The sequence below is a fragment of the Shewanella halotolerans genome, assembly GCF_019457535.1.
Taxonomy (GTDB): domain Bacteria; phylum Pseudomonadota; class Gammaproteobacteria; order Enterobacterales; family Shewanellaceae; genus Shewanella; species Shewanella halotolerans.
On the sequence record NZ_CP080417.1, the window covers coordinates 1311820 to 1328080 of the forward strand.

A 16261-nucleotide genomic window follows, 5' to 3' on the forward strand; every position below is an offset into this window, starting at 1 on the left:
AAGGTAAGTCGCTCAAGGTAAGTCGCTTAAGTTAAGTCGCTTAAGTTCAGTCGCTTAAGGTAAGTCGCTTAGTCAGAACGAGAGTAAGTCGTTGGGCTAGGTGTTGAGCTGGGTGTCGAGTTAGGCTTATTTTTTTGGGGATAAAAAAACAGCCCGAGGGATTCGGGCTGTTTAGAGGCTGTGTTTAAGTCGCTCGAGGTGAACCTTAAGGGTGTGGCTGGCGTGTGCTCTGCTCACCGGTGAGGTTACGCATCAGGATGGCGCGCTCTACCTCGACTTCGGCCGGTACCGGCAGATAGACGAAGTGACCGGAACCTAGCCCTGACTCGACGCTCTCGCCCTTGCGGTTTTCCAGGTGTTCTATGGTCAGGTTGATGTTGCCCTGGGGCGTCATCAGTTCGACGCTGTCGCCGACGGAGAACTTGTTCTTCACGTCGATCTCGGCCATCCCCATGGCGTTGCGCTTGCCGGTAAACTCGCCGACAAACTGCTGGGTATCGCTGATGGAGTAGCCATAGTCATAGTTCTGGTACTCGTCGTGCACGTGACGACGCAGGAAGCCCTCGGTGTAACCACGGTGCGCCAGCCCTTCGAGCTGATACATGAGCGCAGGGTTAAACTCGCGACCAGCCGCGGCATCTTCGATCGCCTGACGATAGAGCTGGGCGGTACGGGCCACATAGTAGAAGGACTTGGTACGGCCTTCGATTTTCAGCGAATCTACGCCCATCTTGGTCAGACGCTCGACGTGCTGGATGGCGCGTAGATCCTTGGAGTTCATGATATAGGTGCCATGCTCATCTTCGAAGGCTGGCATATATTCGCCCGGACGTCCCGCCTCTTGTAGCAAGACGATCTCGCTACTTGGCGCGCCTTCGCCCAGGGTAGGGTTGTGCATCTGCACTTCGGGGTTAACCGCCACTATGTCACCGGTCTCTGTCTGCACCGCCTCGTGGGCGTCGTACTTCCAGCGGCAGGCGTTGGTGCAGGTACCCTGGTTAGGATCGCGCTTGTTGATATAGCCAGAGAGCAGGCAACGGCCTGAATAAGCCATACACAGGGCGCCGTGTACGAAGACCTCGAGCTCTATGTCTGGGCAACGCTGACGTATCTCTTCGATCTCATCCAATGACAGCTCGCGAGAGAGGATCACACGCTTGATCCCTTGTTGCTGCCAGAACTTGACCGAGGCCCAGTTGATGGCGTTAGCCTGAACAGACAGATGCACCGTTTGATCCGGGAAAGCCTCGCGCACCATCATGATAAGACCCGGGTCTGACATGATCAGCGCATCGGGCTGCATGGCCACCACAGGTTCCATATCCTTGATGTAAGTTTTGAGCTTAGTGTTGTGAGGGGCGATGTTACTCACCACATAGAGTTTCTTACCCAGGCTGTGGGCCTCTTGGATACCCGTTGCGAGGTTTTCCATCTTGAAATCGTTGTTTCTGACACGCAGGCTATATCTCGGTTGGCCAGCGTAAACCGCATCGGCGCCATATGCGAAGGCATAACGCATATTTTTTAGGGTCCCGGCAGGAGACAGCAGCTCAGGTTTAAACATCATTTCTCTCAATTAACAGGTATCGAACAAACTTGGGGCGGGCATTTTACTCAATGGGACAAGGCTTATGCAAATCAGAAGTTGTTTATTTTATCGACAGGTGTCAATGACTGACGATAAAAGCGGGCAAACAGGAGAAATTTAAGCCAATTAATAACCTATAATCTTAAACTTAGCTAAAATTACACAAATTCTTAACTGGATGGATGATTTTTACCATCACGGTTAGCAAGAGTGCTGATATACTCTCTGGCAACATCAATATGGGCATAGTTTTTTAAGGAGTTTGCATGTCTAACGAGCATCAACTACTGGTTGGGTTACTGAAAAAGTTAAAGGCAGATGCTTTGGTCTTGCCGACTTTGCCCGAGGTAGCAATGCGCGTTCAGGAGGTGGTTTCCCGCCCCGACTCCAGCCCTAAGCAGGTGGCCGAAATTATCGGTCAGGATGCCGCCATCTCGGCCCGTATGATCAAGGTGGCCAACAGCGCCATGTATAGTCGTGGTATCAAGGCTGAAAACATCAACGCGGCGGTGACCCGCATCGGCCTGACGCAGATCAAGGCGATCGCGACTTCAGTGGCCATGGAGCAGCTGTTCATCTCCACCAACGAGATGGTCTGGGAGGTGATGGACGAGGTGTGGCGTGCCTCCATCGAGGTGACCTCGGCGGCCTGCGCCCTGCTGCTTAAGTATTCTAAGACCCATAAGGGCTGTGGACTCAATTACGACACCCTGACCCTGGCGAGCCTAGTGCACAATATCGGCGCCTTGCCGGTACTGACCGAGGCCGAGGCCAATCCTCATCTGTTTACCAGCATAGAGCAACTCAGGGCGCTGGTGAGAAAGATGCAGGGGCCACTAGGTCGCGCCGTGCTGAAGAGCTGGGACTTCTCGCCCGAGGTAACAGAGGTGGTCGAGCGTTGGGCGGATCTGCCCTATCTGCCGGAGCAGGTGACCTATCTGGATTTCGTGCGCGCCGCCGCCTTCTATACCGGCGAGCTGCGCGCCGGTCACGATCTGGAGGAGCGCCTGGACGTGTTCCTTCAGCGTGGCTTACCCGTGAGCCCAGAATATCTGGGATCGGATGAATTTCTCGACAACTACCATTCGATTAAATTAAGTTATGAATAGATAAGATCTGGTCGGCAGAGTGTGCCGATCCGTCTTGTCGTTTCTTTATTTATCAAAATATTAGGGATTGTGTGACGGCAACTGAGCTGATTTGGTTAATAGTCTATCTGATAGCAATCGGCATCGCTGGTATCATCTACTGGTACTGGCATAGGCGCACTGAGCTTAAGTTTCTTAAACGTCTGGTGACCCAGCTAAGTCAGCAACATAAGGTGCGCCAGCCCCTGAATATTGCCACCATTCCCTACCGTTTTATCCCCCTGTATGTGCAGCTGCAACACCTGCTGAAACAACTACCGCCCCCAAAGGGTCGCGACAAGCTAACCGGGCTGCTCAATCGCGTTGGCCTCAAGGCTAAGTTGACCCGCAAGATGCCTCTCACCCATGGGATGTTTGTGCTTATCGATATCCACCGCTTTCGCTATGTGAATGATCTCTTTGGCTTCTCCCTGGGGGATAAGCTGCTGCAGGCCTTGGCGGAGCGCTTGGAACGGCGCATCGGCGATAAGGACATGCTGGCGCGGATGAATGAAGATGAGTTTCTGATCTACTTTAATACTCCCATGAGCGAGGCCGAGCTTATGGGGTTTCAGCAGGGACTGGCGCAGCCCATCAGTATCAAGGGAACCGTGATCAATTTGCAGCTGCAACTTGGCTATCTTGAGCTGTCATTGCACCACGCCGACGTCAGTCAGATGCTGCGGCGCCTGGATCTGGCATTGGTGCGGGCCAAGTCGGCCAGCAACTATATCGCCGCCTATCAGGAAGGGGACGATCGCAGTCAGCACAGACAGTTGACCATAGTCAGCTGTTTCCCCAAGGCGCTGGAGCAAAACGAGCTCTATCTGGTGTTTCAGCCCAAATATAATCTGGCCACAGGAGATTGTACCCATGCCGAGGCCCTGATCCGCTGGGACAGCTCTGTGCTTGGGCCTGTCTCCCCGGGTGAGTTTATTCCGCTTTTAGAGTGTGCCGGGATGATCAGCCTGCTCAGCCAGTGGGTGGTCGATCAGGTGCTGTTGCAGCAGGTGCGCTGGCAGGAGAGTGATATTCGCCTGCAGCTGGCGATCAACCTGGCGATCGACGATCTGAGCGAGAAGCAGCTGAGTGAGCGGATCATTACCCGCCTGAAGCAACATGGCCTCAGTGCTCAGGTGCTTTCTATCGAGATCACCGAGAGCCAGTTGATGACAGACATGGTGCGCACCGTGGCCGTGCTCAATCGCCTCAAGCGCGCTGGCGTCAAGGTGGCGATAGATGATTTTGGTACCGGCCACTCTTCGCTGGCCTATCTCAAACACCTGCCGGTGGACGAAGTTAAGATAGACAGAGCTTTCCTGACCGGGCTGGAGTCGGATCCACGGGCGCAGCATATCGTTCGCAGCGCCGTCGACCTGGCCAAAGGACTAGACTTTTCGGTGACCGTCGAGGGCGTCGAGCAGATGCCGGTATTCAAGCTGTTGCAGCAGATGGGGGTCGATAAGGTGCAGGGGGATATTTACGCCAAGCCGATGCGGGCGCCAGAGCTTGAGATGCATTGGCGCAAGTTAAATCGGCCGCTCTGCTAGGATTTAAGAGCTAAAAGGCTTTATTACAGTCTGATGGCCTGGTTGAAGTGACGGCCGAGCTCCTCCAGGAGGGGCGGCGTCATGGGGCAGAGCTGCCTCGCCTTGTTCATGCATACCATCTCGATATGGGCGGTCACCGCCGGCTTGGTGCCCTTGGGGCGCCAGATCTCCTGCTGCCATACGGTGCGATACTTGCTCTCGAAAAAGAAGCGGGTACGCACATCCACCACGTCGGCAAATTCAACCCCTTCATGGCAGAGCATGTCGCTGCGATAGACGGCAAAACCCAGGCCGTGCTGCTGCCAGAGGGCTGCCAGTCGCTCGGCGCCGATCACATGCTCGCGGGCCCGTTCGAAATATTTCAAGAAGTTAGGATGGTACACCACGCCGGAAAAGTCGGTATCTTCGTAGTAGATCTGCACCGGAAAATGAAAGGTAGGGCTGAACTTATCGTCTGGCTTCATCTGGAGTCTGGGCTAAATAAGAGAGGCGACAGCATAGCATACTCTCGCTCTGTCATGGCACGACTTGTTGGCGAGTGGTGTGTTAAGGCTCTATTTGCTGGCGATCGCCTGTAGGCTGTTCATTATGCTCTGATAGCTGCCGTCTTGCTTAAGGGCCTTGAGGCCGAGATCTAGCTTGTCGGCAAACAGCTGGGCGTTGGGACGCTGCTTGGAGAAGGCCACATAGAGGTCGCCGGTATGATTATGCACGCTGCGGCTAATCACCTTGCCGACCCCCATCTGACCAAGATACTGATTGGCTACCTCGTCGTACATGATGGCGGCATCGATGCGGTTGAGCAGCAACAGGTTGATCAGCTGATTGTGATTGTCCACCTCGACTAATTTGAGCTGTTTAAGCTCAGACAGCTCATCACCATATTCATAGCCCTTGATGATGCCGACAAGCAACCCCAGGGGCAGATGCCATTTGTCCTCTGCCTGCAGCGGATGGGCATTATTCTGATAGAAGGAGGCCGATGTGGTGAACAGGGGGATCTGGCCGAAGACAAACTCCTCCTGGGTCTTACGCTCTTTGTGCAGATTAAAGACACCATCTACTATGCCTTGCTTGGTCATCACCACGCCGCGGGCATAGGAGACCACCAGACTGTCGACATCGACATTGACCCGGGCAAACGCCTGCTTGACCAGACGATGGGACAGGCCTTTGCCATAGGGATCGGCAAAAGGCGCCCAGTTATCTTCGGCGGCCAGCTTGACCTTGAGCGGCGCCGACGGGCTGCCGGCCGAGGCCATATTCAGCTCCTGGCCAGTGACGGTGAGGCTAAAAAGCGCCAACATGAGTGTCAGGCCTGAGGTGAGGTGATTGATTTGCCGAGATAAGCTGGGGTGCAACATTAGATTCCTTGCAGCGGTCGCGTCCTTATGTTGCCCATGATAAGGGGTTTTCGAGGGAGATCAACTGCATTGCTGCGGCTGACGGAGTGTTTTTTGTAGCATTCGAGCTACATCTGTGCGTAGCTTAGGCGATTTAGGCTATAGCGCGGTGCTTAGGCGGTGATTTGTATGGCTGACAAGGGGTTAGCGGGATAGGGGAGAGGCGTTCAAAATCATTAGCTTATTATGATTTAGTGGGTTTTTTTTTCGGGGCTTCTGCTACACTCTGAATGATGTTATCAGGTTGATAATAAAAAACTTAGCCTCGAGAAAATTTAAGCCTTGTATGAATCAAGATACATTATTTTCGCTCTCTCAAAATGCCGCGCTCTTGTTGATCATGGTATTTATCTACGACGCGGTGCCGCGGCACCATCGTAGCGAGTATTTTTTGTTGTGGCGCCTCATCATGGGGGCGGTGATAGGCGGCGTGACCGTGCTGACCATGATGACTTCCTGGGAATATCAGCCCGGGGTCTTTATCGATACCCGCTCTGTGGTGTTGGCCATCAGTGGTCTCTTCTTCGGCGGCCTGCCCACCTTCGTCGCCGCTGCTGTGGCCTGTGCCTATCGCCTGTTCCAGGGGGGCGATGGCATGCTGGTCGGGGTGACAGTGATTCTGGTCTCCGCCCTGTTTGGTAGCCTGTGGCGCTACTATCGCAAGACCACCATCGCCGATCTCGGCTTTATCGAGTTGTATCTGTTTGGTTTCCTGCTGCATTTCTCGACCCTGTCGCTGCTGTTTATTCTGCCCTTTTCCATGTTTGTCGATCTCCTGGTGCAGATCGCTCTGCCTGTGATGCTGATTTTTCCCATAGTGACGGCCCTGCTGGGCATGCTGCTGGCCAGGCGGCTGGAGGTGGAGCGGGACGCCAAGATCCAGCTACAGGATGACTTTATTTTTCGCTCGCAATTTAACGTCGGCAACATGGGGATCGCCATCACCTCAGTGGATCAGCATTGGATCAAGGTCAATCCTCGCCTGTGTAAGATGCTCAAATATTCCGAGACAGAGCTGCTCAACCGCACCTGGACCGAGCTGACCTATTTCGAAGATCTTAAGGCGGATATGACCCAGTTCCAGCGCATGTTAAAGGGGGAGATAGATGCCTATGAGATGGATAAGCGCTTCGTCGCCAAAGATGGGGAGATCGTCTATACCCACCTGACGGTGGCCTGTCGCCGCAACCATAACATGGTGGATATGGTGATCGCCGGCCTTATCGACATCACTGAGCATAAGCGGGCGGAGATGGCGATGCGCACCAGTCAGGAGCGCCTGGCCTTGGTGCTGGAGAGCAGCGATCTTGGCATGTGGGACTGGGATATCAAGAGTAACGAGACCAAGCGTAATCCCTGGTGTGCCAAGGTGCTTGCCTGCGACCTCGAAAGACTTAATCGCGACAGCCGTATCTGGATTGATGCCATCCATCCCCAGGACAGGATGGCGGTGCTTAACTCCATCGACCGTCACCTTAAAGGGGAGACCCAGAAACATTACATCGAATACCGGCTGATTAGCCTCAGCGGCGAAGAGCATTGGATCTTGGACACCGGCAAGGTGGTCAGCCGTGACCGTAATGGCCTGCCGACCCGCATGTGCGGTGTGCACTCGGACATTACCGAGCAGAAGAAGGTGCAGGAGTCGCTGGAGCTGGCGGCCTCTGTGTATAACAACTCCAGTGAAGCCATGAGCGTACAGGATCACAAGGGGCATATCATCACCATCAACGCTGCCTTTACCGCGATTACGGGGTATAGCCAGGAGGAGGCGCTGACGCAAAACATCCGCATATTGCAGAGTTCCCGCACCCCGAGAAGCCAATACGATGAGATGAACAATGCCATTCGCGATACCGGCTATTGGCAGGGGGAGCTGTGGATCAAGAACAAGAGTGGCGAGGAGTATATGGTCTGGTTGACCATCAATACCATCTTCGACCAGCACGGCCAGGTGTACCGTAGGGTGGCGCTCTTCTCCGACATCACCGAGAAGAAAGAGGCGGAGCATATCATCTGGAAACAGGCCAATTACGACCCCCTGACCGGCCTGCCCAATCGCCGCATGTTGCTTGAGTACCTCAATACCGAGATATTGCGTATCGATCGTAATCATAGCCACTTTGCCCTGATGTTCCTGGATCTGGACTTCTTCAAGGAGGTTAACGACACCCTGGGCCATGATATGGGAGATCTCTTGTTGCAGGAGACCGCCAAGCGGCTCAAGGGCTGCATCCGTGAGTCGGATGTTGTGGCGCGCCTGGGGGGCGACGAGTTTACCGTAGTGCTCTCGGGGATCGACTCCCCCAGCGGCGTCGAGCGGGTGGCCCAGAGCATACTGGAGCGCATCGCCGAGCCCTACAGCCTGGGGGATGAGACCGCCTACATCAGCGCCAGTATCGGCATTACCATCTATCCCGACGATGCCACCAGTATCGAGGGGCTGCTGAAACATGCGGATCAGGCGATGTACGCCGCCAAGGAGCAGGGACGCAACCGTTTCCATTACTTTACCCCCTCGATGCAGGAATACGCCCGCTATCGCATGGCGCTGATCAAAGATCTGCGTAACGCCATCAATCGCAAGGAGTTTGATCTCTTCTACCAGCCTATCGTCGACATGAACAAACAGGGGGTCTACAAGGCGGAGGCGCTGATCCGCTGGGTGCATCCCCAACGGGGACTGGTCTCGCCGGGTGAGTTTATTCCTGTGGCGGAAGAGACTGGGCTTATCAACGAGATAGGTAACTGGGTATTTGAGAAGGCCGCTCAGCAGAGCGCCCGCTGGCGAACTCAACATGGCGTCGAGATCCAGATCAGCATCAACAAGTCGCCGATCCAGTTCAGGGACGAGGGTGACACCTTCAGCGACTGGCTGGCGTTGCTACGGCATCTCGAGCTATCCAGCAACGCCATCTGTGTCGAGATCACCGAAGGTCTGCTGCTGGATGCCTCCATGGGGGTGACCGACAAGCTGCTGGCCTATCGTGACGCCGGTATTCAGGTGTCTCTGGATGATTTCGGTACCGGCTATTCGTCGCTGGCCTATCTGAAGAAATTCGACATAGATTATCTCAAGATCGATCAGTCCTTTACCCGTAATCTCGAATCCGACAGCGACGGTGTGGCCCTGTGTGAGGCGATCATAGTGATGGCCCACAAGCTGGGGATCAAGGTGATCGCCGAAGGGGTGGAGACCCAGTTCCAGCACGATATCCTGGCTAGCGCGGGATGTGATTTTGCCCAAGGCTATCTCTACTCCAAGCCTGTCTCCCTACCGGAGTTTGAGCGCCTCTATGTTAACCCCGAGGCGCGCTAGCCTTTGCAGTGAAGATAGCATTACCTTTATGGGGCGCTTTTTGCTAGACTCCGCGCTCACTTTTTGTCTGCTCGCAGGTTGCCCATGAATTTCGATGCCCTCCCGTTAGACCCCTTACTGGCCCAGGCGGCTAAGGCCTGCGGCTACGAGACCCTGACCCAAGTTCAGGCCAAGGTGATCCCCACGGCCCTTGCCGGGCGGGATCTGATGGCCTGCGCCCAGACCGGAACCGGTAAGACGGCGGCCTTTAGCTTTGTGTTGTTGCAGCGCCTGCTCAATCAGCCAAGAGATAATGGGCAGCTCAGCGCCCTGATCCTGACTCCAACGAGAGAGCTGGCGATCCAGGTGGCAGACAGCATCAGTCGCTACAGCCAGTTCACCGAGCTGACCACTCTGGCCGTCTATGGCGGCGCCAACATCAATCCCCAACGCAAGGCCTTGGCGAGAGGCGTCGATATTCTGGTGGCCACGCCGGGTAGGCTGTTCGATCTCTTGAGCCAACACGACTTGAGCCTGCAGACGGTTGATCAGCTCATTGTCGATGAGGCAGATCGCATGCTCGACATGGGATTTGTGAGGGATATCGAGCGCACCAAGCGGCTGTTGTGCGTGTCTCACTCGACCATGTTGTTCTCGGCCACCTTTACCCCAGAGGTGAAGACGTTGGCCACCAAGATGCTGGATAACCCTGAGTGGATCAATGTGACCAGCGCTAGTAGCGGGCCGCAGATCGAGCAGAAGGTCTACTCCCTAGATGCAAGGCGTAAGGCGGAGCTGCTGGCCGAGCTTATCGGTCGCAATAATTGGCAACAGGTGCTGGTGTTCGTCAACACCAAGGAGAGCGCCGAGCGCCTGCACCGCGAGTTGAAGCTCGATGGCATCAAGAATGCGGTGTTTCACGGGGATAAGACCCAGGGCGCGCGCAACCGGGCGCTGGAGCAGTTTAAGGCCGGCGAGCTGCGGGTGCTGGTGGCAACAGATGTGGCCGCCCGCGGCCTGGATATCACCGCGCTGCCCTTAGTGATCAACCTAGAATTGCCCGATGAGCCTCAGGATTATGTGCACCGCATCGGCCGTACCGGCCGCGCCGGTCTTAGCGGCGTCAGTATCTCCTTCGTCGCCAAGCAAGATGAAACAGCACTCGAGGCGATCGAGGCTCTTATCGGCAAGGCCTTGCCACGTGAGGTACAGCCCGGATATGAGCTGGGGGCGCCGCTACCGGCCAGGTATCGCGAGCTCGACACCAGAGTTACCTCTAAGGCGGCTCAGCCTAAGCATGGCAAAGGGCAGAAGTTCGGCGGTCAGGATAATCGAAGAGGCCAGAGTCGCACTAAGGCGCCCCAGCGCAAGGCTAGTAGTGACAAGGCTGGTAATAACAAGGCGAGACGCCCATCGAGTGATAAGGGCTTTCGGGGCAAGCGCTAGCAGGTTAAGCGAGGCCTGCTGAAAAGGATTGCAATCTCAGGCTCGCCCTCTACACTGGGGGCGATTTTTCAGTGCGGAGCCGCCAATGATCCTCAAGCCCATCCCTACCCATGTCGTGACAGGTTTTCTCGGTGTGGGAAAAACCAGTTTTATCCAATACCTGCTCGCCCATAAGCCAGCCGATGAGACTTGGGCCGTGCTGGTGAACGAATTTGGCGAGATAGGCATAGACGGTGAGCTGCTCAAGAGTGAGGGCGGTGATGTCGCCATCAAAGAGGTGGCGGGAGGCTGCTTATGCTGCGCCGCCGGGGTGCCAACTCAGGTGGCGGTCAATCAGCTTATCGCTAAGGCGAGGCCTGATCGTCTGTTTATCGAGCCCACTGGGCTGGGCCATCCCAAGGCTATCGTCGAGACCCTGAGCCAGGGGCATTTCAAGCCGGTGTTGTCGATGCGAGCCAGTCTCTGTCTGGTGGATCCCAGAAAACTCGAGGACCCGCGTTACCTCGAGAGCGAACTGTTTACCGAACAGCTGCGTATCGCCGATCTTATCCTGGCCAACAAGATGGATCTGGCAAGCCTGGCCGACTTGCAGCAGCTAGAGGCCTATTTGAAGCAGCAATCCATCACTGCCGAGGTGTTGCCGGTGCAAGTGGCGCAGCTTCTCTCGGAAAATGAAACCAGCCTGTATCAATATCTTGAGAAGCACTATTTTGCGCGGCATACCGCCTGGCGCGTTAGCAAGCCTGCAGCCTCGACAGGCTCCTCGCTATTAGGCAGTCGGCCCGCGATGCCCTTCGATGACGCGGATGATAGGCGTAAACTATCGATTGCAGAGCTGGCATTTGATGAGCAGGGGATCTACCGCGCCAGCAATCGGCATGAGGGCCGTTATACCCTGGGCTGGGTGTTCGACTGTCGCTATGAGTTTGACTTCGAGGCTCTGGTGGCCTGGGTAAAGGCGCAAGATTGTCTGCGCCTCAAGGCGGTGATGATAACGGGCGATGGGATCGCGGCCTTTAACTATGTGGACGGTCAACTCGGCGTGATGGAGCTGGATGATAGCTTGGATTCACGCCTGGAGATGATAGCCGATAAGCCGCTGCCCCAGGCCGAGATTGAGCTGGCGCTGCTCTGTCTAACTAAACGCCTGCCTATCTAAACGTCTCGCTATCTGATATCTTCGCTCTCCAATAGCCGTTTGTGTGTAGAATCAACACACTATCAACAACCATGATAGAGAACTTTTCCGAAAATCATGACCGAGCATCATGCCGCGCACCAAAGTGATGAGCACTCAGATCTAGCCACAGCCCCCATCCCTAAGCTGGTGTGGCGCTACGCCATTCCCACCATACTCTCCATGGTGGTGACCGGCGTCTATGTGGCCATCGACGGCATGTTTGTCGGTCATTACCTTGGCGAGGTGGGCTTGGCGGGCATGATGCTGGCCTATCCCGTGGGGGCGATCCTCTACGCCGTCGGCGCCTTGATAGGTATGGGCGCCGCCTCTCTGGTGTCGATAAACCTGGGGCTAAAAGATGTCGCTAGGGCAAGGCACCTGCTGGGTAACGCCTTCACCCTCTGCCTGCTGGCGGGAACAGGCCTGGCCCTGCTGGGTACCCATTGGAGCCAGACCATTCTCATCTGGCTCGGGGCCGAAGGGGAGGTGCTGGCCAGCGCCGAGCAATATCTGTTTTGGTATTTTGCCCTCGGGGTCTTTCCCGTGCTCGCCATCGCCTTTACCGCCTTGCTGCGTAACGATGGCCGCCCCGGCTTCGTCACCCTGGTGCTTATCTTCTCGGGTTGTTTGAACGTGTTATTGGATTGGCTGCTGATCGTCGTCTTTCCCTATGGCCTGGCGGGCGCCGCCATCGCCACCATGATCTGTCAGGCCTTCACCGCGCTCGCCTGCCTGCAGCATTTCTTCACCAAGCGCACGCGATTGGGGATCAACTGGCAGCAGATGCGTCTGAACCTGGACCATTGCAGCAACATCCTCAGGGTCGGCGTGCCAAGCTTCTTGATGAACCTCTACCTCTCCATCGTCCTGACCCTGCATAATATGGCGTTTCTCTGGGTAGGCGGCCCTATTCATGTGGCGGCCTATGGGGTGGTGAGCTACGCCGAGGCGCTGTTTTACCTGATTTTCGAGGGGATAGCTTTTGGTACCCAGCCCCTGTTTAGCTTCAACACCGGGGCGAAGCGTTTCGACAGGGTGTTCGAGACCCTGAGACTGGTCATCATCATGACCCTGGTGACCGCGCTTGCGGGCGTCGCCTTCATCTACTGGGCGCCAGAATATCTGGTTTATATCTTTGCCGGGGATAATCCTGAGCTGACGCCCGTGGCGATAGAGGGGATGCGTCTCTACTTCTGGGGACTGCCGTTCGAGGGGCTTATTCTGGTGGGCGCAGCCTTCTTCCAGGCGATCAACCGTCCTAAGGAGGCCTCGATATTGACAGGTAGCAAGCTGGTGCTGATCGCCATGGTGCTCTATCTGTTTGCCTGGCTGTTTGGGGTCACAGGTGTTTGGATCTCTCTGGCGAGCTGCTCCTTGTTGCTGACCATCTGGATGATTTACACTTTAACTAAGCTTTCCAAGAAGTTAACTGACCCTATGTTTTAAGTTAGTCAGGGATTTAAATTAGCCAGTGATTTAAGTTGGCCTGGATTCCTGTTACCCTAGTGGCGATTGTAGTTTCCGCGCCGCGAGTCGATACTCCGGGTGTGCCAAGGTGGGCGTATCCTGGCTGAGATTCGGTAAGGCTGTTCTGAATTACTCCTAGGAAACTAATCGCTGGACGCCATTCTCTACATGAGAATGTTGCAGGATCACAAATAAGGATATTTGTTTACTATGAAGAAGTCATTATCAGGCCTCGCCCTGGTGTTGTGCGCGCACTTCGCTGCGCCCCTAAGTATCGCATCGCCATTTAGCGAAAGCTACGCCGCCTATCAGCAGGCGCTGGCCGGGCAAGATAAAGCCCTGGTGGCGCTTACCGCTGCCAAGGCCTACGAGCTAGGTCAGGGCTATTTCGAATCAGACAGTATCGATCTGGTTAATCTCGAGCTTAATCTGGCCACTGCGCTGCAAGACAATGGCGAGAGCCAGGCCGCCCACGAGCATTTCAACAATGTCATTCAGGTCTATCGCAAGCACTTTGGCCGCGATGCCATAGAGCTAGTCGATCCCTTGATTGGCGCCGCCCAGACCATGGCCGCCTCGAGAGAGAAGGTGGATCTGTTCAAGCAGGCGATCGCCATCGCCGAGGACGCCGACAAGCCGCTGCTGCTGGCCGAGGTGAAGATGTTGACCTTCAATGGTCTGGCATCGACCCATTTCTATACCCGGGAGATACGTGACGAGGCGCTGGAAGCCTACGAGATCTATCGTCAAGAGATGCCGGCCGATGCCATGGCAAGGCTCAAGGCCACCTATTATGTTGGCATGATCAAGGCGGCGGAAAAGAAGTATGACAAGGCGGTTCCTCTGCTCGAAGAGGTGATCAAGCAGTTCTCCGTGCTCGACTTTAGCCATCCCTACAAGCTGGCCGCCCATGCGCGTCTGGTGGAGATCTATGAGGCCGAAGGCGAGAGCGACAAGTCGACCCAGCATTGTGTGGCGATCGGCAGCATGAAACCCTGGTCCGAGAAGCAGGAGCAGGCGCCCCTCTACCGGGAAGCGCCAAAGTACCCTATCTCCTATGCCAGAGACCGCCGGGAAGGCTGGACCCAGATGTCCTTTACCGTGGATGAGCAGGGGTTTGTGCGTGACCCTGTGGTGTTGGCCTCGGAAGGGGGGCAGCAGTTTACCCGCGAGTCGCTAAAGGCCATCAAGCGCTGGCGCTACGCCCCTAAGTTTGTCGATGGTAAACCCGTACCCGCCGAGGTGAGCGTGCAGCTCGAGTACAAGGTCAACTAATAAAAAGCCCGCGATAGATGCGGGCTTTTTAATGATACTTGTGGCCTAAAACAGCTTGCTGCCCCAACCCAGTTTGTTTCGAAGCACGTGAAAGTAGTTATAACCCTTGGGGTGGATCAGTCTGAGCCGCTCCTTACTGCGCCTGACGATGATCTCATCCCCCGGCAATACAGGTAGGGTGACGTGGCCATCACAGCTCACCTCCAGGGCATCGCCGTTGTCTGGCGACACGACCAGCTTGATGATGCTGCAGGCGTCCACCACGATCGGGCGGCAGGAGAGGGTATGGGGAAACATGGGCACCAGGATCAGGGCTTCCAGATTCGGCGTCAGTATGGCGCCACCGGCAGACAGCGAGTAGGCGGTCGAGCCCGTTGGGGTGGAGACTATCATGCCGTCGGCGCGTTGGCTGTACATGAACTTGTCGTCGATATAGACCTCGAACTCGATCATGTGGGCAATCTTGCCAGGGTGGAGCACCGCCTCGTTGACCGCTGTGTTGCTCGACTTCATCTCGCCGTGTCTGTGTACCTCAGATTCCAGCAGGAACCTGTGCTCAGTCTCATACTCGCCCTGGAGCACTTTGCCCAGGGCCTCTTCGAAGGTATCAGGGGGCAGGTCGGTGAGAAAGCCCAGATTGCCGCGGTTAACGCCAATCACGCCGATATCGAAGCGGGCCAACACCCGTGCGGCACCTAGCATGTTACCGTCACCGCCCACCACTATGGCCAGATCGCAATACTCGCCAATCTGCAGCAGATCCACGGATTTCACCTGTGGGCCTATCTCGGCGGCAACCCGCTCTTCGACATAAACATCGTAGGACTGCATGGTCAACCAGTGATGCAGACGTTTGAGGGTCTTATGGGTCCCTGAGTGATGGGGTTTGCCGATTAAGCCGATTGAGTGAAACGCTTTGCTCATATTTCTGTTTGATCCATGCCTTAGGGGCTGTTGAACTTTCCTGTTTGTTTTTGCAGCAATTTGTAGGCCATTTATCCCAGACAGAGCCCGTGTCATGTAGTTATTCTACATAAAAGGGCGATAACGCAGTAGAAATGGCCTACAAAAGCTGCCCGAAGGGTTCATCTAAACAGCCCTTGAGTCGTGTTGCGTACTATTACATAGAATAAGTATGCGACACAGAACGGACCTTGAGTAAAAAGCGTTTAGATAGAACAAAAATCAAATCTGAAAGATAAACAGACCCTAGGGCTTGAAACCTCAAATTTGATCCCCATAATATGCCCAGAGCATGCAGAAACAAAGCATTTTTAGCTGGAGTAACAATGAGCAAAGAGTCAAACAAAGCCCAAGAACCACAGATTGAAGAAACCGAAGCTGTAGCCGTTGAAACCGAGGTGGTTGAAGATGCAGCCAGTTTGATGGACGAACTTACCCAAGCTAATTTCCGAGTTGAAGAGCTAGAGCAAGCCCTGGCCGCTGCCGAAGCTAAGGTGGAAGAGCAGAAAGATTCTGTGATCCGCGCCGCCGCCGAGGTAGAGAACGTGCGTCGCCGTGCGGCGATCGACGTCGAGAAGGCCCATAAGTTTGCCCTGGAGAAGTTTGCCAACGAGCTGCTACCTGTTATCGATAACATGGAGCGCGCGCTGCAAGGCACCAGCAGTGAAGATGAGGCCACCAAGGCTATCTACGAAGGGGTTGAATTGACCCTGAAGACCTTCACCAGCGCCGTGGCCAAGTTTGGTCTGACCCAGGTCGATCCTCAGGGAGAAGCCTTTAATCCGGATCATCACCAGGCGATCGGTATGCAGCCTAGCGAGGAGTTCCCGGCCAATACCGTAATGATGGTGATGCAGAAAGGTTATATGTTAAACGAGCGTCTGTTGCGTCCAGCCATGGTGATGGTGTCTCAGGGCGGTGCCAGCGTCGATACTCAGGCTTAATAGCCAGAGGCTGATTTAAG

General features: G+C 55.3%; 12 protein-coding genes. 8 read left to right on the forward strand and 4 right to left on the reverse strand.

Going from position 1 to position 16261, the window contains the following annotated elements:
• Positions 1-205: 205 nt before the first annotated feature.
• Positions 206-1564: a prephenate-dependent tRNA uridine(34) hydroxylase TrhP gene (trhP, locus tag K0H81_RS05770; protein WP_220060203.1), complete on the reverse strand. Its 1359-nt coding sequence runs from the start codon at positions 1562-1564 to the stop codon at positions 206-208.
• 290 nt (positions 1565-1854) lie between these two features.
• On the opposite strand from trhP, the gene K0H81_RS05775 reads away from it, so the two are divergent.
• The gene (locus tag K0H81_RS05775) at positions 1855-2697 is read left to right on the forward strand and encodes an HDOD domain-containing protein (protein WP_144203771.1); all 843 of its coding nucleotides are present in this window, start codon (positions 1855-1857) and stop codon (positions 2695-2697) included.
• 71 nt (positions 2698-2768) lie between these two features.
• The gene (locus tag K0H81_RS05780) at positions 2769-4265 is read left to right on the forward strand and encodes a putative bifunctional diguanylate cyclase/phosphodiesterase (RefSeq protein WP_144203770.1); all 1497 of its coding nucleotides are present in this window, start codon (positions 2769-2771) and stop codon (positions 4263-4265) included.
• A 23-nt stretch (positions 4266-4288) separates the two neighbouring features.
• Here the strand turns inward: K0H81_RS05780 and K0H81_RS05785 are convergent, their stop codons facing one another.
• Together K0H81_RS05785 and K0H81_RS05790 are read right to left on the reverse strand one after the other, a co-directional pair.
• On the reverse strand, positions 4289-4729 hold the full coding sequence (locus K0H81_RS05785) for a thioesterase family protein (protein ID WP_220060204.1): 441 nt from the start codon (positions 4727-4729) through the stop codon (positions 4289-4291).
• 90 nt (positions 4730-4819) lie between these two features.
• Complete coding sequence (locus K0H81_RS05790) at positions 4820-5629, reverse strand: substrate-binding periplasmic protein (RefSeq protein WP_220060205.1); 810 nt, start codon at positions 5627-5629, stop codon at positions 4820-4822.
• A 325-nt stretch (positions 5630-5954) separates the two neighbouring features.
• On the opposite strand from K0H81_RS05790, the gene K0H81_RS05795 reads away from it, so the two are divergent.
• The 5 genes from K0H81_RS05795 (at position 5955) to K0H81_RS05815 (ending at position 14334) form a co-directional block, all read left to right on the forward strand.
• Positions 5955-8987 carry an EAL domain-containing protein gene (locus tag K0H81_RS05795; RefSeq protein ID WP_220060206.1) on the forward strand — a complete coding sequence of 1011 codons (3033 nt, stop codon included), beginning with the start codon at positions 5955-5957 and terminating at the stop codon, positions 8985-8987.
• Positions 8988-9071: 84 nt separating this feature from the next.
• Positions 9072-10412 carry a DEAD/DEAH box helicase gene (locus K0H81_RS05800; RefSeq protein WP_220060207.1) on the forward strand — a complete coding sequence of 447 codons (1341 nt, stop codon included), beginning with the start codon at positions 9072-9074 and terminating at the stop codon, positions 10410-10412.
• Positions 10413-10497: 85 nt separating this feature from the next.
• Entirely contained in the window at positions 10498-11571 is a 1074-nt protein-coding gene (locus tag K0H81_RS05805) for a CobW family GTP-binding protein (RefSeq protein ID WP_220060208.1), read from the forward strand.
• Positions 11572-11667: 96 nt separating this feature from the next.
• Entirely contained in the window at positions 11668-13038 is a 1371-nt protein-coding gene (locus K0H81_RS05810) for an MATE family efflux transporter (protein WP_220060209.1), read from the forward strand.
• A gap of 231 nt (positions 13039-13269) precedes the next feature.
• Positions 13270-14334 carry a TonB family protein gene (locus K0H81_RS05815; protein ID WP_220060210.1) on the forward strand — a complete coding sequence of 355 codons (1065 nt, stop codon included), beginning with the start codon at positions 13270-13272 and terminating at the stop codon, positions 14332-14334.
• 45 nt (positions 14335-14379) lie between these two features.
• Here the strand turns inward: K0H81_RS05815 and nadK are convergent, their stop codons facing one another.
• Positions 14380-15258 (reverse strand): NAD(+) kinase, encoded by an 879-nt coding sequence (gene nadK, locus K0H81_RS05820; RefSeq protein ID WP_011866570.1) that lies wholly within the window; start codon positions 15256-15258, stop codon positions 14380-14382.
• A 365-nt stretch (positions 15259-15623) separates the two neighbouring features.
• Between nadK and grpE the strand changes: the two genes are divergently transcribed.
• Positions 15624-16241 (forward strand): nucleotide exchange factor GrpE, encoded by a 618-nt coding sequence (grpE, locus tag K0H81_RS05825; protein ID WP_011866569.1) that lies wholly within the window; start codon positions 15624-15626, stop codon positions 16239-16241.
• The last annotated feature ends 20 nt before the right edge of the window (positions 16242-16261 follow it).